General features: G+C 60.3%; 22 protein-coding genes. 11 read left to right on the top strand and 11 right to left on the bottom strand.

Annotation, left to right across the window (positions count from 1 at the left end; all coding sequences use genetic code 11):
* Entirely contained in the window at nt 1-501 is a 501-nt protein-coding gene (locus HX783_RS19185; protein ID WP_159960447.1) for an ATP-dependent zinc protease, read from the bottom strand.
* A gap of 209 nt (nt 502-710) precedes the next feature.
* Between HX783_RS19185 and HX783_RS19180 the strand changes: the two genes are divergently transcribed.
* Complete coding sequence (locus HX783_RS19180) at nt 711-1598, top strand: acyltransferase (protein WP_177017918.1); 888 nt, start codon at nt 711-713, stop codon at nt 1596-1598.
* Here the strand turns inward: HX783_RS19180 and HX783_RS19175 are convergent.
* Complete coding sequence (locus HX783_RS19175; RefSeq protein WP_177017917.1) at nt 1595-2167, bottom strand: DUF2780 domain-containing protein; 573 nt, start codon at nt 2165-2167, stop codon at nt 1595-1597. The two genes, HX783_RS19180 and HX783_RS19175, sit on opposite strands and share 4 nt — an antisense overlap.
* Before the next feature lie 151 nt (nt 2168-2318).
* On the opposite strand from HX783_RS19175, the gene HX783_RS19170 reads away from it, so the two are divergent.
* The 4 genes from HX783_RS19170 (at nt 2319) to HX783_RS19155 (ending at nt 4705) form a co-directional block, all read left to right on the top strand.
* Entirely contained in the window at nt 2319-2945 is a 627-nt protein-coding gene (locus HX783_RS19170; protein WP_177017916.1) for a sigma-70 family RNA polymerase sigma factor, read from the top strand.
* Nucleotides 2942-3619 carry an anti-sigma factor domain-containing protein gene (locus HX783_RS19165; RefSeq protein ID WP_177017915.1) on the top strand — a complete coding sequence of 226 codons (678 nt, stop codon included), beginning with the start codon at nt 2942-2944 and terminating at the stop codon, nt 3617-3619. Before HX783_RS19170 ends, HX783_RS19165 begins: the two co-directional genes overlap by 4 nt.
* A 320-nt stretch (nt 3620-3939) precedes the next feature.
* Entirely contained in the window at nt 3940-4200 is a 261-nt protein-coding gene (locus HX783_RS19160) for a hypothetical protein (RefSeq protein WP_237235701.1), read from the top strand.
* A 136-nt stretch (nt 4201-4336) separates the two neighbouring features.
* Nucleotides 4337-4705 carry a hypothetical protein gene (locus HX783_RS19155; protein WP_177017914.1) on the top strand — a complete coding sequence of 123 codons (369 nt, stop codon included), beginning with the start codon at nt 4337-4339 and terminating at the stop codon, nt 4703-4705.
* A gap of 57 nt (nt 4706-4762) precedes the next feature.
* On the opposite strand, the gene fdhA is transcribed toward HX783_RS19155, so the two are convergent.
* The 7 genes from fdhA to glyA all read right to left on the bottom strand — a co-directional run bounded on the left by fdhA (nt 4763) and on the right by glyA (nt 13680).
* Nucleotides 4763-5962: a formaldehyde dehydrogenase, glutathione-independent gene (fdhA, locus tag HX783_RS19150; RefSeq protein WP_034116135.1), complete on the bottom strand. Its 1200-nt coding sequence runs from the start codon at nt 5960-5962 to the stop codon at nt 4763-4765.
* Nucleotides 5963-6173: 211 nt separating this feature from the next.
* On the bottom strand, nt 6174-7031 hold the full coding sequence (gene purU / locus HX783_RS19145) for a formyltetrahydrofolate deformylase (protein WP_024077780.1): 858 nt from the start codon (nt 7029-7031) through the stop codon (nt 6174-6176).
* Between the two features lie 20 nt (nt 7032-7051).
* Nucleotides 7052-7684: a sarcosine oxidase subunit gamma gene (locus HX783_RS19140; protein WP_177017913.1), complete on the bottom strand. Its 633-nt coding sequence runs from the start codon at nt 7682-7684 to the stop codon at nt 7052-7054.
* 137 nt (nt 7685-7821) lie between these two features.
* Nucleotides 7822-10839, bottom strand: coding sequence for a sarcosine oxidase subunit alpha (locus tag HX783_RS19135; RefSeq protein ID WP_177017912.1), 3018 nt, complete (start codon nt 10837-10839; stop codon nt 7822-7824).
* A complete protein-coding gene (locus HX783_RS19130) occupies nt 10836-11138 on the bottom strand; it encodes a sarcosine oxidase subunit delta (protein ID WP_010207083.1) in 303 nt (100 codons plus the stop codon). The genes HX783_RS19135 and HX783_RS19130 overlap by 4 nt, the downstream gene beginning before the upstream one ends.
* Nucleotides 11139-11153: 15 nt before the next feature.
* Complete coding sequence (locus HX783_RS19125; RefSeq protein ID WP_010207084.1) at nt 11154-12404, bottom strand: sarcosine oxidase subunit beta; 1251 nt, start codon at nt 12402-12404, stop codon at nt 11154-11156.
* Nucleotides 12405-12426: 22 nt separating this feature from the next.
* Complete coding sequence (glyA, locus tag HX783_RS19120) at nt 12427-13680, bottom strand: serine hydroxymethyltransferase (protein ID WP_159960461.1); 1254 nt, start codon at nt 13678-13680, stop codon at nt 12427-12429.
* Nucleotides 13681-13832: 152 nt separating this feature from the next.
* On the opposite strand from glyA, the gene HX783_RS19115 reads away from it, so the two are divergent.
* Together HX783_RS19115 and HX783_RS19110 are read left to right on the top strand one after the other, a co-directional pair.
* Nucleotides 13833-16190 carry a hypothetical protein gene (locus tag HX783_RS19115; RefSeq protein WP_256347213.1) on the top strand — a complete coding sequence of 786 codons (2358 nt, stop codon included), beginning with the start codon at nt 13833-13835 and terminating at the stop codon, nt 16188-16190.
* Nucleotides 16191-16210: 20 nt separating this feature from the next.
* Nucleotides 16211-17272 carry an NAD(P)/FAD-dependent oxidoreductase gene (locus tag HX783_RS19110; protein WP_177017911.1) on the top strand — a complete coding sequence of 354 codons (1062 nt, stop codon included), beginning with the start codon at nt 16211-16213 and terminating at the stop codon, nt 17270-17272.
* On the opposite strand, the gene HX783_RS19105 is transcribed toward HX783_RS19110, so the two are convergent.
* Nucleotides 17237-17965, bottom strand: coding sequence for a TraX family protein (locus tag HX783_RS19105; protein WP_177017910.1), 729 nt, complete (start codon nt 17963-17965; stop codon nt 17237-17239). The two genes, HX783_RS19110 and HX783_RS19105, sit on opposite strands and share 36 nt — an antisense overlap.
* Nucleotides 17966-18055: 90 nt before the next feature.
* Between HX783_RS19105 and HX783_RS19100 the strand changes: the two genes are divergently transcribed.
* The 3 genes from HX783_RS19100 to HX783_RS19090 all read left to right on the top strand — a co-directional run bounded on the left by HX783_RS19100 (nt 18056) and on the right by HX783_RS19090 (nt 20108).
* Nucleotides 18056-19096, top strand: a complete 1041-nt coding sequence (locus tag HX783_RS19100; RefSeq protein ID WP_159960469.1) for a low specificity L-threonine aldolase — start codon at nt 18056-18058, stop codon at nt 19094-19096.
* Between the two features lie 183 nt (nt 19097-19279).
* Nucleotides 19280-19480 (top strand): hypothetical protein, encoded by a 201-nt coding sequence (locus HX783_RS19095; protein WP_159960471.1) that lies wholly within the window; start codon nt 19280-19282, stop codon nt 19478-19480.
* Nucleotides 19481-19574: 94 nt separating this feature from the next.
* Nucleotides 19575-20108 carry a transposase gene (locus HX783_RS19090; RefSeq protein ID WP_177017909.1) on the top strand — a complete coding sequence of 178 codons (534 nt, stop codon included), beginning with the start codon at nt 19575-19577 and terminating at the stop codon, nt 20106-20108.
* Nucleotides 20109-20445: 337 nt separating this feature from the next.
* Here the strand turns inward: HX783_RS19090 and gbcB are convergent, their stop codons facing one another.
* Nucleotides 20446-21546 carry a glycine-betaine demethylase subunit GbcB gene (gene gbcB, locus HX783_RS19085; RefSeq protein ID WP_159960473.1) on the bottom strand — a complete coding sequence of 367 codons (1101 nt, stop codon included), beginning with the start codon at nt 21544-21546 and terminating at the stop codon, nt 20446-20448.
* Nucleotides 21547-21829: 283 nt separating this feature from the next.
* Between gbcB and gbcA the strand changes: the two genes are divergently transcribed.
* Nucleotides 21830-23125 carry a glycine-betaine demethylase subunit GbcA gene (gene gbcA / locus HX783_RS19080; RefSeq protein WP_177017908.1) on the top strand — a complete coding sequence of 432 codons (1296 nt, stop codon included), beginning with the start codon at nt 21830-21832 and terminating at the stop codon, nt 23123-23125.
* Nucleotides 23126-23705: the final 580 nt, after the last annotated feature.

Below are 23705 nucleotides of genomic sequence, written 5' to 3'. Positions count from 1 at the left end.
TCAGCAGTCCGGTTTGTCGGCAGTGTAACGACGCGCCGGGTTCACCGCTGCACCGAATTCACGCAGGGCCTTGGCGCCGATCAGCAGCGGGTAGTTGAAGCTGCTGCGGTCGGTGAGGTTGACCTCGACGGTACGCTTGACGTCGCCCAGGCACATTTCCAGGTCGATCACCGGGCGCTTGGCCACGGTGGCTTCGTCCTTGTCATCGTCTTCGTCGGCGCGGCTCTTGATCTTACTGATACGCGAGACTTTGTGTTCGTAGACTTTGTTGGAGGCGTCCTTGCCGCCGAGGCGGAAGCGCACCCAATCGTCGCCATCGCGGGTGAAGGTCTCGATGTCACGGGCCGACAGCGAAGCGGTCAGCGCGCCGGTGTCCATCTTGGCCTTGAAGGTTTCGCCGATCTCCGGCAACTGGATGTATTCGTAGCGACCGTAGAGGGTCGGTTCGCCAGCCATGACCGGCAGAGCCACTAAGGCAAACGCAGCAAGGAGCAATTTCACGAAGTGATTTCCTCGAAAGAAGTAGGCGGATTCTAGACCGCAAAAGCAGCACTTAGTTAGCCCCGCCATCAGCAGCTCGTTCCCACGCTCTGCGTGGGAACGATCAGCATAGCCTTCACATTGTGAAACATTCGTACGGCGATTTGCGATTTGGCCTATAGGCCAGGCTTGCTTATCATGGCCCGCCCACAGAATTCCAAGAGTTACTTATGCGCCGCCTGCTCACCGGCTGTTTCGTCACCCTGCTGCTACTGCTCAACACCCTGGTGCTGTTTGGGCCGCTGATGGTGTTCGCCCTGCTCAAGCTGGTAGCGCCAGGGCGCTATCGCGACTATGCCTCGTGGGCCGTGATGTGGATCGCCGAGACCTGGGCTGAAATCGACAAGCTGATCTTCGCGCTGTGCATCCCGACCCAATGGGAGATTCGCGGCGGCGGCGACCTGCGCGGCGACACCTCTTACCTGGTGATCAGTAACCACCAATCCTGGGTCGACATTCCGGCGCTGATCCAGGCGCTTAACCGCCGCACGCCGTTCTTCAAATTCTTCCTGAAAAAAGAGCTGATCTGGGTGCCCTTCCTGGGCCTGGCCTGGTGGGCGCTGGATTACCCCTTCATGAAGCGCTACACCAAGGCGTTCCTGGCCAAACACCCGGAGCTGGCGGGCCAGGACCTTAAAATCACCAAAGAAGCCTGTGAGCTGTTCAAGCGCCAGCCGGTGACCGTGGTGAACTACCTGGAAGGCACGCGGTTCAGCGAGGCCAAACGCAAGCAGCAGAACTCACCTTTTGCGCGGCTGCTAAAGCCCAAGGCGGGCGGCGTGGCGTTTGTGCTGGCGGCGCTGGGCGAACAGCTGGACGCAGTGCTCGACGTGACCGTCGTCTATCCGCAGCAAAAGATTCCAGGGTTCTGGGATTTGATCAGCGGCGCGGTGCCGAAAGTGATCATCGACATTCGCACCCGCGAGCTCGACCCGGCGCTGTGGCAGGGCGATTACGAGAATGATCCGGCCTTTCGCCAGACCGTCCAGAACTGGGTGAACCAGCTCTGGATGGAGAAAGATGCGCGCATCGAACAACTGCGCGCAGAGCGTATTTAGCTGCCAGTGCCCCAGGCCGAGGCCAGTTTGCCCAGCACCGATTGGTTGGCGCCCTGGCCGCCCAGGTATTGCAGGATCACCGGCGCAAACTTGCCGATCATGCTGTTATCCATGCCCAGTGCGCTGAACGCGGTGTTCAGGTCGCTGGTGCTCTTCACGTTACCCAGCACGCTGTCCAGGCCGCTGGTCTTGCTGCCGCCGCTCTGGCCGAGCAGCCCGCTCAAGGCACCGAGGCTGCCCAGGGAATTGCTCCCCGAGAGTTGATCCAGGCCGGGCACGCTCTTGCCCAGTTGCGAATAGTCATTGCCGCTCAGTTTGTTTTTGGCCAGGCCCAACATCGCGCCGGTGCCGCCCACGGCTTGTTCGGGAGTGACGTTCAGTTGCGAGGTCAAGGCGCTCAGCAGGCCTGCGGTCTGGGTGCTCGGCGCTGCTGCAGCGGCCTTTTCATTGCTGCCCTGGGCGCCGGAGACGGCGTTAGCCACGTCGCCGAGGCTGAAACCTGCCGCAAACACCGGGCTGGCAGCCACGGTCATCAGGCAGGACAGGGCAAAACCGCGTGAAATCTTCATCAAGACAACCTCTGAATGTAAGAGCTAAAAGCAGGCGTTGGACTGACAGCCCCGAAGGATTGTTCCCACTTGGAGATTAGTTCAGAAAACGCCGCATCCAAATGCCACGCCTGCGCGTATATCCACCATGCACCGCCCGGAGTTGGATGGAATGAATGCACAAGCTGGTCTACCCTCTGCCTACCGTGCGCCGTCCCGTCGCCCTCATTCGAGAGCCTGGAGAAGCCCTATTTCGATCAACGATGCTGACCCCTTGCAGCCTCTGCTGGCCCAGTGCGCCTTGGGCAACCGCCAGGCATTCGAGACCCTTTACCGCAGCGTTTCGCCACGGCTGCACGGTGTTGCATTGCGTTTCATGGGGCGCACCGACCTGGCCGAAGAAGTGCTGCAGGAGGCTTTTGTGCGCATCTGGTACAACGCTTCGCGCTACGAAGCCCATCTGGCAGCGCCCATGACCTGGATGGTGAACATCACGCGCAACCTGGCCATCGACCAATTGCGCAAACACCGCGAACAGCCCTTGGCCGACGGCCAGCAAGACGCCCTGCTCGACGACAGCCCCAGCGCCCACGAACAACTCGATAGCCTGCGCGAAGCCCGCGCCCTCAACCGCTGCCTCGACACCCTTGACGGCATGCAGCGCCAGTCGATCACCGTGGCTTACTTCCAGGGCCTGTCGTGCTCGGAACTGGCCGAACACTTGGCCGCGCCCCTGGGCTCGGTCAAATCCTGGATTCGCCGCGGCATGGAGCGCCTGCGCAGGTGCCTTGAATCATGAACTACCAAACCACCGCCCTGCGCCGCGCCCTGGCCGCCGACTATGCCATCGGGCTGATGCCTGCGACCGCCCGTCGGCGCTTCGACGCGCTGTTACTGGAAGACGCCGCGCTGCGCGTCGAACTCGGCCATTGGCAGGACGCCCTCGCCAGCCTGACCGGCGCACTGCCCGAGCGGCCGGTGCCCGACCACGTGTGGGCCGGCATCAAGGCGCGCATCGAACCGCAAGTGCTGCATGTGCCGGCGAAGAAGCCGTTCTGGATGAATTTGCGCCTGTTGGCGGCCGCCTGCGCGGTGGTCGTCGCCGTGCTGGTGGGTGTGCTTTATCAACGTGATATCGGCGCCGAGTACAACGCCACGCTGGTGGCGGCGAATCAGCAACCGGCGCTGCAGATCCAAACATTTGGTGATCACTTGCAAGTAGAGCCGTTGACGTTGGCGGCTGTTGAGCCGACGCGTGCCCTGGAATTGTGGGCAATTGCGCCCGGCGGTAAACCGATCTCACTGGGTTTGGTGCCTAGCTCGGGTAAAGGCCGCATCCAGTTGAGCAAAGAACAGCAAGCGCTGTTGACCGCCCCCGTGACCCTGGCCGTCAGCCTGGAGCCACAAGGCGGTTCACCGACTGGCCAACCAACCGGACCGGTGCTCTACCAAGGCGCACTGGCCTCGCGCTGACACCACTCAACCCCTGTGGGAGCGGGCTTGCTCGGCTGGGCGACTTGCTCCTGGCGATGGATGGCGCTTATAGTTCGGCGGTCGTCCACATGGCGACACGGGTTTGGCGACTCGATTGAAATAATGCATGCAAAAGCACCTGCTCCTTTGCAGGTTTTTTTGTACGCGTAAAGCTGCTTCATGGCGGCTGTGCGCGGGAGACCTTCGGGTCTGCCGGCCTTTGCTTTATTTCACCGGTTCGCCAACCTGCGTACAGCTGCCACCCATTCGTTTGGCGACGTGTGAGTGGTAGCCCCACTCTCTGAAATAAAGGTTAAAACATGAACCGATACATGCCGCTCACCGGCCACGACAGCACCACCCCTTCCCTGCTTATCGACACCCAAGTCCCGCTCGACGTACTCCACGACGCCGCCGTCTACCGCATCCGCGCGGTGACCCAAGTCATGGAAAACCTCGCGTTTCGTGAAGGTCTGAACACCGACAACCTTGTCCTCCAGGACTTTGCCCTGCTTTGCGCCATTCCGCTGCGCGATGGCTGCGACCTGCTGGATGTGATCAGCCGGCGCTTGCAGGCTTAAACACCAGAGGAAAAAAGGGCGACTACACGTCGCCCTTTCGTTTGCTCGAAGTAAACAATTCCAAGGAACCGAAACGTCGCTACAGCTCACTCAAAACAGCCGCCATCCGGCTAAACACACAGGAGCTGTAACGATCATGATCGGATTGATACCCAACCTTTTTACCGCCTTCAGCGCCCTCGGTATTCCCGCCGCACAAGACCGAACGGCCACTGATATAGGCCAGTGCCCGGCCACACCGGACATCCAGTCCAAACCCTACACCGACCCCAACCTTCCATCGCCTTACGGCGAAGGCTATCAATACACCGCCACTGCCAACGGTAAGGCGTGGACAGGTCAGACTGCCGGTACTGACGATGATTACCTGGCCCCGGAATATGCACTGAAGGCAGAAGCCATCAACGAAAAGGACGGGAAGGTTCATTGTGATTACGGCGGAACGCGCCTGATAAAAAACGGCGTGGTGGCCGACCCGTATCTGCGACTCACAACCCTTAAATAACCAAAACACCCACAAAAAAAAGCGACCTTACGGTCGCTTTTTTAATTCCTCATCTATCTACGCCGCACTGAACAACTTATGCGGATCAATCACAAATTTCTTCGGCACACCCGCATCAAACTCGCCATACCCGCGTGGCGCGTCATCCAGGCTGATTACCTGCACACCCACGATCTCAGCAATGTTGATACGGTCCCACATGATCGCCTGCATCAACTGGCGGTTGTACTTCATCACCGGCGTTTGCCCGGTGTGGAAGCTGTGGGATTTAGCCCAGCCCAGGCCAAAGCGAATGCTCAGGCTGCCCATTTTTGCGGCGGCGTCGACGGCGCCTGGGTCTTCGGTCACGTAGAGCCCAGGAATACCAATCTTGCCCGCCACGCGCACCACGCCCATCAGCGAGTTGAGCACGGTGGCCGGGGCTTCGGCCTTGGCGCCTTCATGGCCGTGGCCACGGGCTTCGAAGCCTACCGCGTCAACGGCGCAGTCGACTTCCGGCTCGCCCAGCAGTGCGGCGATTTGTTCGTGCAATGGCGTGTCTTTGGACAGGTCGGCAATTTCAAAACCCTGGGCCTTGGCGTGGGCCAGGCGGATCGGGTTGACGTCGCCGATGATCACTACCGCCGCACCGAGTAGACGGGCGGAGGCGGCAGCGGCCAGGCCAACAGGGCCTGCACCGGCGATGTACACCGTGCTGCCTGGGCCAACGCCCGCCGTGACTGCGCCGTGGTAACCGGTCGGCAGGATGTCGGAGAGGCAGGTCAGGTCGCGGATTTTCTCCATGGCCTTGTCGCGGTCCGGCAGTTTCAGCAGGTTGAAGTCGGCGTACGGCACCAGCACGTATTCGGCCTGGCCGCCGGTCCAGTCGCCCATGTCGACATAGCCATAGGCGCCACCGGCACGGGCCGGGTTGACGGTCAGGCACACGCCGGTGTGTTGTTCTTTGCAGGAACGGCAGCGGCCGCACGCCACGTTGAACGGCACCGAGACCAGGTCGCCGATTTTCAGGTTTTCGACGTCGCTGCCCTTCTCGATCACTTCGCCGGTGATTTCGTGCCCCAGGACCAGGCCGGTCTGTGCGGTGGTACGGCCGCGCACCATGTGTTGGTCGGAGCCGCAGATGTTGGTGGAGACCACGCGCAGGATGACGCCGTGCTCAATCTTCCTGCCACGGGGGTCCTGCATTTTGGGATAGTCGATTTTCTGTACTTCGACCTTGCCGTTGCCGAGATACACGACACCACGATTACCAGACATGCTTTCACCTCGCTGTTGTTTTTATGGAACCGCGTTGCCCAGGCAGGCAGCGCGTTTAAGTGCTCGGGTTACAGATGCTGTTTCTTGGGTTGTTAGTAAGGGCCTCTTCGCGAGCAAGCCCGCTCCCACATTTGATCGGGTTCCAACCTTGAAATGCGGTCGAATGTGGGAGCGGCGGTGCGACGATTCGACTTGCTCGCGAAGGCGTCAGTCAGAGCACCACCGTGCGATTGGCGTTCAAAAACACCCGCCGCTCAATGTGATACCCCACCGCCCGGGCCAATGTCAGCCCTTCGATATCCCGCCCCTTGGCAATCAAATCCTCGGGATAGTGGCTGTGATCCACCACTTCCACGCCCTGGGCGATGATCGGGCCTTCATCCAGGTCGTTGTTGATGTAATGCGCCGTGGCGCCGACCAACTTCACACCCTTGTTGTAAGCCTGGTGATACGGCTTGGCGCCCTTGAACCCCGGCAGCAACGAGTGGTGAATATTAATCGCCTTGCCATCCAACTTGCGGCACAGCTCCGGCGACAACACTTGCATGTAGCGCGCAAGAATCACCAGTTCGGCGCCGGTCTCCTCTATCACCTGCCACACCTGACGCTCCTGGGACGGTTTGTCGTTGGGGTCGAGGGGGAAATGGTAGTAGGGAATCTGGTGCCAGTCGGCCAACGGCTTCAAATCCGGGTGATTGGAGACCACGGCGACCACGTCCATCGACAGTTGGCCGATGCGCTGGCGGTACAGCAGGTCGTTCAGGCAGTGATCGGCCTTGGAGACCATGATCACCACTTTTGGCCGGTAGTTCGGCGCCGTCAGTTCGAAGATCATGCCGAAGGCTTCACCGCGCGTGGCCAGGCCAGCACGGAAAGCCTGCTCGTCAAAGCCGTCGGGCTGACGGAATTCGACGCGAATAAAAAACCGGCCCGAGAGGCGGTCATCGAACGAGTGGTGCTCGGTGACGTAGCAACCCTGTTCGAACAGGTAGCGGGTGACCGCGTCCACCGTGCCGAGCACGCTGGGGCAGTCGGCAGTCAAAATCCATGTATCGGGTGCGCGGCTCATAGTGCGTGACTCCTTGATCGTTATGCGACGACATTCAGGCCGAATTCGGCCGAGGCGTCCTGCAGCCATAACCACCAGTAATCCGAGAAGCTGCGACGAATCACCAGCTCCCAAGTGTCTTCGGCGGTATGGCGGATCACCAGTTGCGACTTGGCGAACACCGTGCCCACGGCCTTGCCCACCGGGAAGTTGTTGGGGTGCACGTCGTAGCTGGTGGACTTCATCAGCACGTCGCGCACGTTCGGGCCGCTGAGTTCGAGGATCTGCTGGCCGCCGCTGACGTTGACGATCTGGATGTGCAAATCGCCGAGGGCGGCACGCAGGTTTTGTTCGGCGGCGAATTCTTCACCGCTGGGCACCACCAGCAGCCACTCGTCCGGGCCGAGCCATTGCAGACTGGTTTCGCCTTTGATGATGACTTGCAAGGCGCCGGGCAGTTCGATGCCGAGGGCCTTGTGCACGCCGGCAGCGAAGGCCGCGTCATGGCCATCGCCACGGAGGGTCAGGTGGCCGAGAAGTTTCTTTTCACGCACGGTCACGCCGGCGTTTTTGCGGCCCTTGCCGACCAGGCTGGCGAGGTCGGCATGGTGCAGCGACGACTCGGCCTTGGCGCCGGAGGTGGGGCGTTGTTGGTAAACATTGGCTGCTGTCATAAAGCACCTTTCCTGAATTCTGCTTGATCGTTCCCACGCTCTGCGTGGGAATGCCGCCATGGACGCTCTGCGTCCGCTCTTTGGGCGCAGAGCGCCCCGGGATGCATTCCCACGCAGAGCGTGGGAACGATCAGGTGTCAGATGTTCTGGCGATCACCTTTCGGGTCAAAGAACACCGAAGACACAATCTCCGCCTCAATCACGCTGCCATCCGCTTGCGGTGAAAACACTCGCTCGCCGATGCGCTTCAAGCCGCCCTTCACCACCGCCATCGCGAACGAATAACCCAGCGAGTTATGCGCATAGCTTGAAGTCACGTGGCCGACCATCTTCATCGGAATCGACTGCTTCGGATCCAGCACCAGCTGCGCGCCTTCCGGCAGCCACACGGTTGGGTCAATCGGCTTCAAGCCCACCAGCTGCTTACGCTCTTCACGCACGCAGTCTTCACGGTTCATCCCGCGCCAGCCGATCCAAGAGAACGGTTTGGTGCGGCCTACACACCAGCCCATGTTCAGGTCGTCCGGGGTCATCGAGCCGTCGGTGTCCTGGCCGACAATGATGAAACCCTTCTCGGCACGCAGCACGTGCATGGTCTCGGTGCCGTACGGCGTCAGGTTGTACTTTTTGCCAGCCTCGACGATTTTTTCCAGCACGCCCATGGCGTAGTCGGCCTGCACGTTGACTTCGTACGACAGCTCACCGGTAAACGAGATACGGAACACCCGCGCCGGCACGCCGCCGACCAGGCCTTCTTTCCAGGTCATGAACGGGAAGCCGTCCTTGTCCAGGTCGATGTCGGTGACTTCCGCCAGCAGCTTACGGCTGTTGGGGCCGGACAAGGTCATGGTCGCCCAGTGGTCGGTGACCGAGGTGAAGTACACCTTAAGGTCTGGCCATTCGGTCTGTTGGTAAATTTCCAGCCACTGGAGTACGCGGGCCGCGCCGCCGGTGGTGGTGGTCATCAGGAAGTGGTTGTCGGCGAGGCAGGCAGTCACGCCGTCGTCGAAGACCATGCCGTCTTCCTTGCACATCAGGCCGTAGCGCGCCTTGCCCACGTCGAGCTTGGTCCAGGCGTTGCTGTAGATGCGGTTGAGGAATTCGCGGGCATCCGGGCCTTGAATGTCGATCTTGCCGAGCGTGGACGCATCCAGCAGGCCGACGCTGTCGCGCACGGCCAGGCATTCGCGTTTCACCGCGGCGTGCAGGTCTTCACCGTTGCGCGGGAAATACCATGGGCGTTTCCATTGGCCGACGTCTTCAAACTCGGCGCCGTTTTTCACGTGCCAGGCGTGCAGCGCGGTGTAGCGCACCGGCTCGAAGATGTGCCCACAGTGGCGGCCCGCGACAGCGCCGAAGGTGACCGGCGTGTAGTTGGGGCGGAACATGGTGGTGCCCATCTGCGGGATGGTCACGTTGAGCGAACGGGCGGCGATGGCCAGGCCGTTGACGTTGCCGAGCTTGCCCTGGTCGGTGCCGAAGCCCAGCGCGGTGTAGCGTTTAACGTGCTCGACCGACTCGAAACCTTCGCGGGTGGCGAGTTCGATGGCGGCGGCGGTCACGTCGTTTTGCAGGTCGACAAATTGCTTCGGCGCCCGTGCGGTAGCTTTTTCATGCGGCACCTGGAACAGCGCCAAGGTCGGCTCTTCGAGACGGCTCAAGGCTTTCGGCAAGGTGCCTTCCACCGGCGCGAAACCGGCTTCGCTGGCTGCGCGCACGCCGCCTTCAAAACCATCCGCCAGGGAATCGCCCAGGCCGTAGACGCCATTGATGCCGCCGACGCACACGCGTTTTTGCGGTGCTTCGCCCGGCACAAAACCGAGAATGTCTTCACGCCAGGTTGGCTTGCCGCCCAGGTGCGAAGCCAAGTGAACCACCGGGCTGTAGCCGCCGGAGCTGGCGACCAGGTCGCAGTCCAGCCACTCGCCGGGGCTGGTGACTTTGTGGGCTTTGACATCGATGGCCGCCACGCGCGCGCCGGTCACGTGCTTGCTGCCACGCGCCTCGATCACGGCGCTGCCGGTGAGGATGCGAATGCCCTTGGCGCGGGCTTCTTCAACCAGCGCGCCACGTGGGTTGTGGCGGGCATCGGCGACGGCGACGACGCTGAGGCCGGCGTCGAACCAGTCCAGTGCCACACGGTAGGCGTGGTCGTTGTTGGTCGACAGCACCAGTTTTTTACCCGGTGCCACGCCGTAGCGACGCACGTAGGTCGAGACCGCACCGGCGAGCATGTTGCCCGGCACGTCGTTGTTGCCGTACACCAATGGGCGCTCGCACGCGCCGGTCGCCAGCACCACACGCTTGGCGCGCACCCGGTGAATGCGCTGGCGTACCACACCAATCGGCGCACGGTCGCCGAGGTGATCGGTGAGGCGCTCGTGAATGGTCAGGAAGTTATGGTCGTGGTAACCGTTGACGGTCGCGCGGGGCAGCAGCACCACATCGTGCAAGGCTTTCAGCTCAGCAATCACGCTGGCAACCCACTCAACTGCTGGCTTGCCGTCGAGGCTTTCGCGCGAGTCCAGCAAGGAGCCGCCGAATTCTTCCTGCTCGTCAGCAATGATCACCCGAGCGCCGCTGCGCGCAGCCGCCAACGCAGCCGCCAGGCCGGCAGGGCCTGCGCCCACAATCAGCACGTCGCAGTGACGGTTCATGTTGTCGTAGGTGTCCGGGTCGTTCTCGGTTGGCGAGCGGCCGAGGCCAGCAGCTTTACGGATGTACTTCTCGTAGGTCATCCAGAACGATTGCGGGTACATGAAGGTTTTGTAGTAGAAACCCGGCGGCATCAGCTTGCCGCCGACCTTGCCGAGAATGCCCATCATGTCGTTGTTAACGCTCGGCCAGCCGTTGGTGCTGGTGGCGACCAAACCCTGGTACAGCGCCTGTTGTGTGGCGCGCACGTTGGGAATCTGGGTGGCTTCGGTGGCGCCGATCTGCAGCACCGCGTTGGGCTCTTCGGCGCCCGCTGCAAAGATGCCGCGTGGGCGCGAATACTTGAAGCTGCGGCCGATGATATCGACGCCATTGGCCAGCAAGGCGGCGGCCAGGGTGTCGCCTTCAAAGCCTTTGTAGCTCTGGCCGTTAAAGGTAAACGTCAGGGCTTTATTGCGGTCGATGCGGCCACCGTTGGACAGGCGATTGATCTGGCTCATACCTTCTCTCCAGAAGCCTTGGCGGTAAATTGCGGCTTCTCGCCGATCTTGTAGGTTTCAAGTATTTCGTAGGTCAGCGTGTCGCGCGTGGCGTTGAAATACTGGCGGCACCCGGCAGCGTGAATCCACAGCTCGTGGTGCAGGCCACGCGGGTTATCGCGAAAGAACATGTAGTCGCCCCACTCTTCATCGGTGCAGGCGTTCGGGTCCAGCGGGCGCGGGATGTGCGCTTGGCCGGACGCGTGGAATTCCTCTTCGGAGCGCAGTTCGCCACAGTGAGGACAGAAGATATGCAACATAGGGAATTTCTCCTGTTAGTGGGCGACGGCCGCAGCGCCATGCTCATCGATCAACGCACCGTTGTGGAAACGGTCGATGGAGAAGGGAGCAGCCAATGGGTGCATTTCACCCTTGGCCAGGCTGGCAGCAAATACGTTGCCTGAGCCCGGCGTGGCCTTGAAGCCACCGGTGCCCCAACCGCAGTTGAAGAACATGTTCGGCACTGGCGTCTTGGAGATGATCGGGCACGCATCCGGCGTGGTGTCGACGATGCCGCCCCACTGACGGTTCATGCGCACGCGGGACAGCACCGGGAACATCTCGACGATGGCCTGGATGGTGTGTTCGATCACCGGGTATGAGCCGCGCTGGCCGTAGCCGTTGTAGCCGTCGATACCGGCGCCGATCACCAGGTCGCCCTTGTCGGACTGGCTGATGTAGCCGTGCACAGCGTTGGACATGATCACGCTGTCGATGATCGGCTTGATCGGCTCGGAGACGAGCGCTTGCAGCGGGTGGGATTCGATTGGCAGGCGGAAGCCGGCCAGCGACGCCATGTGCCCGGAGTTACCCGCGGTCACCACGCCGACGCGCTTGGCGCCGATAAAGCCTTTGTTGGTTTCCACGCCGATGCACACACCGTTTTCCTTGCGGAAGCCGATCACTTCGGTCTGCTGGATCAAGTCCACGCCGAGTGCATCCGCCGCGCGGGCAAAGCCCCAGGCCACGGCATCGTGACGAGCCACGCCGCCACGCCGTTGCACGGTGGCGCCGAGTACCGGGTAGCGGGTGTTTTTCGAGCAGTCGAGGTACGGGATCTCGTCGGCCACTTGCTTGGCGTTGAGCAGTTCGCCGTCGACGCCGTTAAGGCGGTTGGCGCTGACGCGACGCTCGGAATCACGGATGTCTTGCAGGGTGTGGCACAGGTTGTAGACGCCACGCTGGGAGAACATCACGTTGTAGTTCAGGTCCTGGGACAGGCCTTCCCACAGTTTCATCGCGTGTTCGTACAGGTGCGCCGACTCATCCCACAGGTAGTTGGAACGCACGATGGTGGTGTTGCGCGCGGTGTTACCGCCGCCCAGCCAACCCTTTTCGACCACGGCCACGTTGGTGATGCCGTGTTCTTTGGCCAGGTAGTAAGCGGTTGCCAGACCATGCCCGCCGCCGCCGACGATGACCACGTCGTAGACCTTTTTAGGGGTCGGCGTGCGCCACATCTTCTGCCAGTTTTCGTGGTGGCTGAGTGAGTGTTTGAAGAGGCCGAAGCCCGAGTAGCGTTGCATAGTCATTACTCCAAAACCGCGCTCAGCGATAAACCGGGAAATCAGCGCACAGGGCAGACACGTGCTTGGCCACGTTGGCCTCGACGTCGGCGTCGCCGAGGTTGTCGAGGATGTCGCAGATCCAGCCCGCCAACTCGATGCATTGCGGCACTTTGAAACCGCGCGTGGTCACCGCCGGGGTGCCGATGCGCAGGCCCGAGGTCACGAACGGCGACTGCGGGTCATTCGGCACGGCGTTCTTGTTGACGGTGATGTGGGCGCGACCGAGGGCGGCATCCGCCTCTTTGCCGGTGAGGCCCTGACGGATCAGGCTGACCAGGAACAGGTGGTTGTCGGTGCCGCCGGACACCACGTCATAACCGCGCTGGATAAACACGCTGGCCATTGCCTGGGCGTTGTCGATCACTTGTTGCTGGTAGGCCTTGAAGCCAGGCTCCGCCGCTTCCTTGAAGCACACGGCCTTGCCGGCGATCACGTGCATCAGCGGGCCGCCCTGGGCACCGGGGAATACAGCAGCGTTGAGTTTCTTCTCGATCTCTTCGTTGGCCTTGGCCAGGATCAGGCCGCCACGGGGACCGCGCAGGGTTTTGTGGGTGGTGGTGGTGACCACATCGGCGTACGGCAGCGGGTTCGGGTACAGGCCGGCGGCAACCAGGCCGGCGACGTGGGCCATGTCGACGAACAGCAGCGCACCGACCTTGTCGGCAATCGCGCGAAAACGTGGGAAATCCAGGGTCTTGGAGTAGGCAGAGAAACCCGCCACGACCATTTTCGGCTTGTGCTCCACGGCCAGGCGCTCGACTTCATCGTAGTCGATCAGCCCGGTGTCGGTATTGATGCCGTACTGCACGGCGTTATAGAGCTTGCCCGAGGACGACACTTTGGCGCCGTGGGTCAAGTGGCCGCCGTGAGCCAGGCTCATGCCGAGGATGGTGTCGCCAGCGTTCAGCAGTGCCAGGTACACCGCGCTGTTGGCGGAAGAACCGGAGTGCGGCTGCACGTTGGCGTAATCGGCGCCGAACAGTTGCTTGGCGCGCTCGATGGCCAGGGCTTCAACCTTGTCGACGTGCTCGCAGCCGCCGTAGTAGCGCTTGCCAGGGTAGCCTTCGGCGTATTTGTTGGTGAGGCCGCTGCCCTGAGCTTCCATCACACGTTTGCTGGTGTAGTTCTCTGACGCGATCAGCTCGATATGATCTTCCTGACGCTGCTCCTCGGCATTCATCGCCGCCAGCAAAGCGTCGTCATATCCCTGGATCTGGTCTTTTTTGCTGAACATCGCGTCTCTCCCAGCCTTTCGTATTGTTGAGGCCCGTGCAGAGCCCTTTGATGCGATGGTAGGGCTGGTGCACACAGGTCAAATGCCTACGGACGCCACGCAAAGGTGCGTTTACGACATGGCCTGGCGCGCAGGCGAACAAAGCGCCGGGATTGTTCACGTCTTACGAGCTGCGGAGGTGGAAAAAACCACCCACTCGCACAAAACACCAAAAAGCTAGCTACGCTTGCCACTCAAACAGCGCCAGCTCATGCATTCGACGCGTTCACCGTTCAATCCGAAAGATTGAACGCCACCCCGTCGAGGAAGCAGGCATGGCGCTACTTAACCAAGTTATTGATATCTGCAAACGTCTGGCTCCCCATGGCTGGCGAAACCTGTTGCTTGGCCATGGCCTCGACATCCTCGCGCCCAACCTTGACGCCGAACTGGGTAAACCGCTGACCCCAAACCGGACACTTAGCGGTTTTAAAGACTTTGCCTTGACCGGAACGCGCGGTATTGAACCTGGCAAGCCCGCACACAGCCTGCTCTACCACGCTCTGGCCAACGCCAATGTGACCACCGACGCCAGCGGCAACCCACTGCAGGCCTATCCCACGCCGGCAGAACTTGAAACCGTCCTCAACTACGTTTACGGCCGCCAGCCGCCCAGCCTTGCGCAATTGCAGGCACGTGCGAATGGGCACCCGATGGCGGTGGTGGTGTTCGCGGTCGAGTACCGCCCGGCACCGGACACGGTGCACAAGGCCCACGCCGATTTGTGTTTTTCGCGCACCGGCATCGCGCGGGTGGGCACAAAGGCCCCGTTGTACGACGCGCCGACCCGGGGTTTCCTGCCGTTTGTAGAAGGGGAAGACCACGCCATTCGAGTGCTGCCTGCGCGCTACAGTGCTTACATCGCGGTCCAGCTCAAAGGCGACCGTGCCAATTTCGGCCCGATGCGCTTTGGCGCAGCAGATGCAACCGGTGATTTCTGGGTGCCGCTGCATAAACTGTTCAATGGCAGTGAGTGCATGGCTGGCATGACCCTTGATCTTAATCTGCACGCACAGCATAAAAACGAAAAGTTACGCCGCATACACTTGGAGTTGGCACCGGATTCCGGCTGGGGTGAACCCCATATCAGCCAACCGCCCTTCATCACCACCGAAGGCCTCGCGGACTGGCTGCCTGAGCCAGCGTATGGCCCAGGGTTAATGGCCGCCACGCCCCATGAACATCTGGCTGAAGCCGCCCGATACCTGGGTAAACCGTTGACGTTCAACGTTCCTGAAGACGCTAGCCTCCTGGCTTCCAGCCTGGCACTGAACGGAAATGCGCCGGAGTTCGTGCATATTCGCCATAAAGTCGATGACGCGGGCAACGTCATCAATCTCAATCGCCGGGCCGGCATGTTTGATGAGTTGCAGAAGGGCAATTACAAGGCCCTGCACTACGTGGACTTTACCGCCGATGGTCGAATCCAGGCTCAGTGCGCAGCGCTGGACAACGCCATTCCACAGCGCGTGGCCGCGTATTCATTGGTTTGCGCACCGGACTTTTATCCCCTGTGCAAGCAGCGCCACCTGATGGAGTGGCTCGAAACCCTGGACCTGCTTACTCAGCTCACGATGTTCCGCGTGCAACCGCGGTGCCTGTCCGACACTCGTATGCCCGCCAATATCCAGTCTTTTCCCGAGTCCTTTTCCAGTACGGACCTCAGCATTACTGCCATCGTTGCCCAATTTAATACTTCGCCTGCCATGGCCACGCCTCAGCCGAGCGTCCCGTCCGCCAGGTGCGCCTCGTGCCTTCCCGATGCAGGTTCAGGGGTGTTCGCACCCGGCTGGGATATTGGCACCGGTTTTTACCCAGAGGATTCGAGCAGCATTGAACACCTGGCGGCTTTCAGGCTGGGTAGCCCATTTCCCGAAGATGCGAAGCTGTGTGCAGCCCTGAGTTCCTTTTGGCCCGCCGTTGCACCCGACTCAGCGCAATCCTATGAGCCGAATGCCGGCGCCGGTCCGAGCATCAAACCGATGCTGGACCAGGAGATCGGCAAAAATGCCGGGTTCCCCTGGGACGGTGTACCCGCCGCAAAAAAATATATCGCCAATAGCGCCACCCATAGGGCCTACGAGACTTTCCGCTACACCGACTATGTGGAAAACGCGCTCAACGGCAAGTTCGCGCTGGCGCTGACGGGCAAAGTCGACTCGCTGGAATATCAACGTCGTGTCGATGCATGGCGCCGAGTCAGGCTGTCATTGGGCACCAACGCCAGGGATTGGTTTATCGACTCGTTCAACACTGCAACACCGGACGAGTCCCACATAATCACTCTCAACACCAACGTTACCGTTACGCCGAATGACGTGGGTTATCGCTTTGAACTGTTTCGCTATGAACGGGTGACATCGCCCGCGTTCGACCAAGTGCGTATCAAACTCACGGAAACGTTTACTTACCTGGTATGGCCGCAGGTTGTCTTGCGTCAGCAGGGCATCAAGCCCTGGCAGCGCGTTTAGAACATGCCAGGCCAGGCCCCATGAAGCACTACGACGTCATCATCCTGGGTGCCGGCGCGGCCGGGTGTGCGGCGGCCATTTCGTGCGCTCAACACGGCCTGAAAGTAGCCGTTATCGAGCGCCTGCTGTTTCCACGCGCACGCCCGGGCGAAACCTTGCATCCGGGCATAGAGCCTTTGCTTGCGCAACTGGGCGTGGCTGAACACATTCGCGGCGATGCATTCATCCGACCTGCGGGGACCTGGGTGCAGTGGGATCAAGAGCGACGCTTTGTTCCATTTGGCGAAGATAAAGACGGGCCCTGGCGAGGGTTTCAAATTCCCAGGGCGACGCTCGATGGGTTGCTGTTGGATCAAGCCATCGCATCCGGCGTGCATACCCTGCAACCCTGCCAGGCAAAACAGGTGTTAGTGGAAAAGGGCCGCGTCATCGGCATTCAGACCCAGACAGAGAATGTGTATTGCAGGCACTTGGTTGATGCGAGTGGCGCGCACGGTTGGCTGGCTCGCCAACTGGGGCTTACAGCGCGTCGCTACTCACCGCAGTTAACCGCCGTGTATGGCTATAAGCGAGGCTGGGTGGAAGAAACAGCACTTGGTATCTTCGCGGATCAATCGGGTTGGTATTGGACAGCTCACATCGGCCAGGGGCTTTATCACTGGACACGACTGCGTTTTGCCCAAGACAAGCAGCCCAAGGCGTCAGCGGTGCCGGCCTGCCTGGAACAACTGGCCTGTGAGGGCGCCATCCAGGGTGCCGATGTCACCTGGAGACGCTGTGATCAAGCGGCCGGCAACGGCTATTTCATCATCGGCGACGCCGCCAGTGTGTTGGACCCGGGCGCCTCTCACGGCGTACTCAAGGCACTGATGTCGGGCATGATGGCTGCACGCTGTATCGCCGATGAAACGGCCAGCCCCGCGCATAGACGCGAAATCTCGCGGCACTATTGCCAATGGTTGCGGGATTGGTTCGAGCACGATGTGCAAAAAATGCGCGCGTTCTACGCCGCTCATCCGTTTGCTCCTGATTGGCTCAACACGACGTCAGCCAATGGCCTTGCGGACCACCAACAAGAGTAAAAAATGCATCGGGTACAAGGCGTAGGCCCACCGGCGCATGGCCGGTACAGTGACATATTTGGCGCGGCGCAAAAGCAGCAACCCCGCCAATGGCGCGATCAGGCAGGCGGCCAGCCCCAGCAGCGCAATCACGCTGCCACTGTTGAGTAGAATCTGCCATTGGTTGGCAGCCACGCAGACCAAGCCCGGTAACACGCTGAAATACCATGGGCGGCTGAACACCAGCAGCATCGCCAACGGCAACAACACACCAAAGAAACCGAACATCAGCTGCGTCGAAAACACACCCGCCAGTATCAGGGCAAGCAGCGCCAACCCTCGGTCAAAAAGCGCCTTCTGCTGCCATCCTCTGGCAACCAGCAGCCCCAATGCCAACGTCGGCAATACATTCAACGTATCGGCATCGTCGATAAACATCCGGTACGGCACTTCGCTGATCACACTGAACAGCAGCAGCCAGCCCAAGTAGCGCCATTGGCCGGTCACGGGCGAATTTCGGACACGCTGCAAATTGGCCGCAATCGCCAAACAAAACCATGGAAACGCCAGGCGCCCCGGCACATACAGGCCATCCAGGCTCAGCCCGACATAGCGCAGATGGTCCAGCACCATGCTCAGCAGCGCCAACCACTTGAGCAAATCCAGGGCGCCATCGCGCAAGCGTCCGACAGGCATCGTTTGTGTACCGTGCATAATTCCCCAGTGACTTTGCATTTACAGTGCGTGCGCACCCGCGACAATCTTGGTTACAGTGCGCACCAACATCGACCACAGGAATGGGCCATGACCGACAAGAGCCAACAATTCGCCAGCGACAACTATTCCGGCATCTGCCCGGAAGCCTGGGCCGCCATGGAACTCGCCAACCAGGGCCATCAACGCGCCTACGGCGATGATGAATGGACCCACCGCGCCGCCGACGGTTTCCGTAATCTGTTCGAAACCGACTGCGAAGTCTTCTTCGCCTTCAACGGCACCGCCGCCAACTCCCTGGCACTGTCCTCGTTGTGCCAGAGCTACCATAGCGTGATTTGCTCGGAAACCGCCCACGTCGAAACCGACGAATGCGGCGCGCCGGAGTTTTTCTCCAACGGCTCCAAGCTGCTCACTGCCCGCACCGAAAACGGCAAGCTGACTCCGGAATCGATCCGCGAGATCGCCCTCAAGCGCCAGGACATTCACTACCCCAAGCCGCGCGTGGTCACCCTGACCCAAGCCACTGAAGTCGGCAGCGTGTACACCCCGGAAGAAATCCGCGCGATCAGTGTCACCTGCAAAGAGTTGGGCCTGAACCTGCACATGGACGGCGCACGTTTCTCCAACGCCTGCGCCTTCCTCGGCTGCTCGCCGGCCGACCTGACCTGGAAAGCTGGCGTGGACGTGCTGTGCTTCGGCGGCACGAAAAACGGCATGGCGGTGGGTGAAGCCATCCTGTTCTTCAACCACAAACTGGCTGAAGACTTCGACTACCGCTGCAAACAGGCCGGCCAGTTGGCCTCAAAAATGCGTTTCCTCTCCGCGCCCTGGGTGGGCTTGCTGGAAAACGACGCCTGGCTCAAACACGCCCGCCACGCCAACCACTGCGCTCAACTGCTGAGCAGCCTGGTGGCGGATATTCCCGGCGTGGAGTTGATGTTCCCGGTACAAGCCAACGGCGTGTTCCTGCAGCTCTCGGAAGCGGCCATCGAAGCCCTGACGGCCAAGGGCTGGCGCTTCTACACCTTCATCGGCAAAGGCGGCGCGCGCTTCATGTGTGCGTGGGATACAGAGGAAGAGCGTGTAAGAGAATTAGCCGCGGATATTCGGACAGTGATGGGCGCCTAGGCGCGACGAATACTGGCGAATTGCCGAGACTGTTATTTGGTATTTCCGACAGCAGCCAACCCTATTTTCATCGACTAGCCTCTTGGAACCCGAAAGGAAAACGCCGCTGCAGCGGCCACCTTTCGGGTACAACTGCCTGCCGAATAATCGGCCGGAAACGGAAATCCAGCAGAGGGTTAGACCATGGAAGTTCAATGCTACGCCGCCAAAGCGCAACAAGACGGCAGTCTCAGCAACACGTTCGTAAGCTGGGACGAGTTTCGAAAACTGGCTAACGTCGGTGACACCATCAGGGAGCCTTCAAGAACCCTGCACATCTATGAAAAAACCTTTGAATTGACAGCCTCCGGCGATCAGTTCTCCATCCAACTCTACGCCCGTTAATACCTAACCAGCCCGATCGTTCCCACGCTCCGCGTGGGAATGCCTCCCCGGACGCTCCGCGTCCATTGCCACAACTCGAATCAAGGACGACTGGATGGGTAGAAGCCGCTACGTCATCACCGAACCCGAAAAACCGCATTTCCTGACGTGTACTGTCATGGAGTGGCTACCGCTATTTACCCGCGACTACCTCGTGGGCCATCTCCTGGATTGTTGGCGATATCAGCAAAAGCACCATGCGCTACGCCTGTTTGGCTACGTCATTCTCGAAAACCACCTGCACTTCGTCGCGCAAGCGCCTGATCTGTGCAAGTGCGTCAGTCAATTCAAATCCTTCACTGCTCGCACCCTCGTCGACGACCTGCAGCGCAAAGGTGCCGAGCGGGTATTACAACGCCTACGCTTCAGCAAACGGGCACACAAGGCAGATCGGGTTTATCAACTTTGGCAGGAAGGCTCACATGCCGAACTGGTCTACAGCGAGACAGTGATGCGCCAAAAACTTGATTACATCCACCACAACCCGGTAAAGCGAGGGTACGTGGACTTAGCTGAGCACTGGCGATATTCCAGCGCCCGTAATTACGCCGGACGGGAGGGGTTAATAGACATACAAAGGTGGTACTGAGGGCGGGACGCGGAGCGTCCCATGAGGTATTCCCACGCGGAGCGTGGGAACGATCGGATGCGGGAAGTCAGAACTGATGATCGTTCCCACGCTCTGCGTGGGAATGCAGCCAGTGACGCTCCGCGTCACAACTGAAGGCGGAACGCAGAGCGTCCCAAGAGGCGTTCCCACGCGGAGCGTGGGAACGATCGGATGCGGGAAGTCAGAACTGATGATCGTTCCCACGCTCTGCGTGGGAATGCAGCCAGTGACGCTCCGCGTCACAACTGAAGGCGGGACGCGGAGCGTCCCATGAGGCATTCCCACGCGGAGCGTGGGAACGATCGGATGCGGGAAGTTAGAACTCGATACGCACGTCGCCCTTCGGCACGCTGCAGCACGACAGGATGTAGCCTTCGGCTTCGTCTTCTTCGGTGATGCCGCCGTTGTGGTCCATCTCGACCTCCCCGCCCAGCTTCATCACCTTGCAGGTGCCGCAAATCCCCATGCCGCAGGCTTTTGGAATCATTAGCCCAAGTTTGGCTGCCGCTGCGTGCACGGTTTCGCCTGGCGCCACACGGATGCTTTTGCCCGAGGCGATAAATTCCACTTGATGCAAGTCGGCCAGGTCGATTTCCGGCGCTTCGGCGGCTTGTTCGGCTTGCTCGACCGCATCGGCACGCGCCTCCGGTGGCGTGGCGCCGAAGGATTCCTCGTGATAGCGCGCCATGTCGAAGCCCGCCGCTTCCAGCAGGCGCTTCACCGCGTTCATGTACGGCGTAGGGCCGCAGCAGAACACTTCGCGCTCGAGGAAATCCGGCACCATCAGTTCGAGCATCTTGTGGTTCAGGTAGCCGCGATAACCCGCCCAGGGCTCGCCCAGGCCGTGTTTCTCGCAGATCAGGTGCAGGCTGAAGTTGTCGATCCGCGACGCCATGTGCTCCAGCTCGCGGTGGTAAATGATGTCTTTGGGCGAGCGCGCACTGTGGATAAAGGTCATGTCGACATTGGCGTTGGTGTCGTAATACCAACGCGCCATGGACATCACCGGCGTAATGCCGACACCGCCGCTGAGGTAAAGGACTTTGGGGTTGCTGAAGTCGATGGCATTGAACAACCCGACTGGCCCGTGCACCGCCAGCTCCTGGCCTTCATGCAGCGTGTCGTGCAGCCAGTTGGAAACCTTGCCGCCCGGCACCCGCTTGATCGTCACCGAGAAGCTGTACGGCACCGACGGCGAACTGGAAATGGTGTACGAGCGCATGATCGGCTGGCCGTCGATTTCCAGCTCCAGGGTGACGAACTGCCCCGGCTTGAAAAAGAACAGGATCGGCTGGTCGGCCATAAAGCAGAAGGTGCGCACATCCCAGGTTTCCTGGATGACTTTGACGCAACGGACGATGTGCCGACCATTGGCCCAGGTCTGGGTGGTTACCGGATTCAGGAAGCTGTTGGACATGCTGTTCTCCGCAGCCGTATATCGGCCTGATGGTGGCGATTCTGCGTAACGCGAGAACCACCCATTTACCTATCTGCGACATTCACATACTTATCGCGACCAGCCCCCATACCACGGGGGTTGCGCGTCGGGATCAGAGTGGGCCATGTCGCTAATGGACAAGGTTCGGCGCATCGGCGGCCCCACACTCGCTCTCAACAAAGACGCTTTCTTTACGCCTTGCAAAGCACCAACCGTAGCCACTATTCGCCGGCCACACAGAATGGCCCTGAGGACACACACGATGGACGTCACCGCAACCTTAAGCTTGGGCGATCCGCTGGAACCCGCACGCAAGGCCACCGCGCAAATGTTGCAAGAGCGCGAGCGCACCTTTTCGCTGCCGCAGCCGTTTTACTCTGACGAGCGGCTGTTTGATATCGACATGCAGGAGATCTTCCAGAAAGAGTGGTTGATCGCCGGCATGACCTGCGAGATCCCCACCAAGGGCAATTACCTGACCCTGCAAGTGGGCAAGAACCCGATCATCGTGATTCGTGGCGCCGAAGGCGTGGTGCATGCGTTCCATAACGTGTGCCGCCACCGTGGGTCGCGCTTGTGCACCAGCGACAAGGGCAAGGTTGCCAAACTGGTGTGCCATTACCACCAGTGGACCTACGAGCTGGACGGCCGCCTGCTGTTCGCCGGTACCGAGATGGGCGACGACTTCGACATGAAGCAGTACGGCCTGAAACCCGTGAATGTGAAGACTGCCGGCGGCTACATTTTCATCAGCCTGGCGGAGAACCCGCCGGCCATCGATGACTTCCTGTCGACGTTGAACCACTACATGGAACCCTACGACATGGAAAACACCAAGGTGGCGATCCAGACCACCTTGTTCGAAAAGGCCAACTGGAAGCTGGTACTGGAAAACAACCGCGAGTGCTACCACTGCAACGCGTCGCACCCGGAGCTGTTGAAAACCCTGCTGGAGTGGGACGACGTCACCGACCCGCGCGCCGACCAGGCTTTCAAGGACCACGTGGCCGCCTCCGCTGCCGCCTGGGACGCTGAAAAAATCCCTTACGCCCACGCCAGCTTCGGCTTGCGTAACCGTATCGTGCGCATGCCGCTGCTCAAGGGCACTGTGTCGATGACCCTGGACGGCAAACAAGGCTGCAACAAGCTGATGGGCCGCATCAAAAACCCGGACCTGGGCTCGATGCGCATCCTGCACCTGCCGCACTCGTGGAACCACTGCATGGGCGACCACATCATCGTGTTCACCGTGTGGCCGATCAGCGCCCAGGAAACCATGGTCACCACCAAGTGGATCGTGCATAAGGACGCCGTCGAAGGCGTGGACTACGACGTGGAGCGCATGCGCAAAGTGTGGGACGCCACCAACGACCAGGACCGTCGCCTGGCCGAAGAGAACCAGCGCGGGATCAACTCCACCGCTTACCAGCCAGGCCCGTACTCCAAGACCTATGAGTTTGGCGTGGTGAACTTCGTGGATTGGTACAGCGAGCGTTTGCTGAGCAACCTCGGCGCTGCGCCGGCGCCATACCTCAAGGGCGTGGCCGTTCACGAATAACGGCTACACCACCGATCAAAATGTGGGAGCGGGCTTGCTCGCGAATGCAGTGGATCAGCCAACCCATCCGGTGACTGACACACCGCCTTCGCGAGCAAGCCCGCTCCCACATTAGGTTTCCACACTGCTCAAGAATTGATCAAGTCCTTCGCAACCCCTTACCACCTTGCCCTCCAGCCTTCTCCCAACAACTTATCCACAAAGCCACCCACAGCAATTGTGGGCAAGTGCGCTACCCCCCGGAAATAAATCAAGAAAATCCGTGACTTATTCAAGTAGTGCGGTTTCAGCCCGGCCTGATCATTTATTGATCAAATCTTCGAAGGCCACGGATTACGTGCCCTGTAGCAGTACGCGAACACCTTATCCACAGAAGCACCAACAGACTTTGGGGGCAAGTTTATCGGCGCTGTGGAAAACCGCGTCAAACCTTCATAAGTCGGGGGTTCTGGCGCTTTAAATCAACAAAGAAGCCAATTTGATCAAATTTTGATCAACCCCATGAAAGCCTTTATTTATAGGGGCTACAGACGATAGCGAACATCTTATCCACAGAAGCGCCAACAGACTTTGGGGGCAA

The organism is Pseudomonas sp. D2002, from assembly GCF_013385735.1.
In the GTDB taxonomy this organism is placed as follows: Bacteria; Pseudomonadota; Gammaproteobacteria; order Pseudomonadales; family Pseudomonadaceae; genus Aquipseudomonas.
Note: the sequence above shows the minus strand (reverse complement) of the source record. Positions and strands in the feature narration are given on the sequence as shown.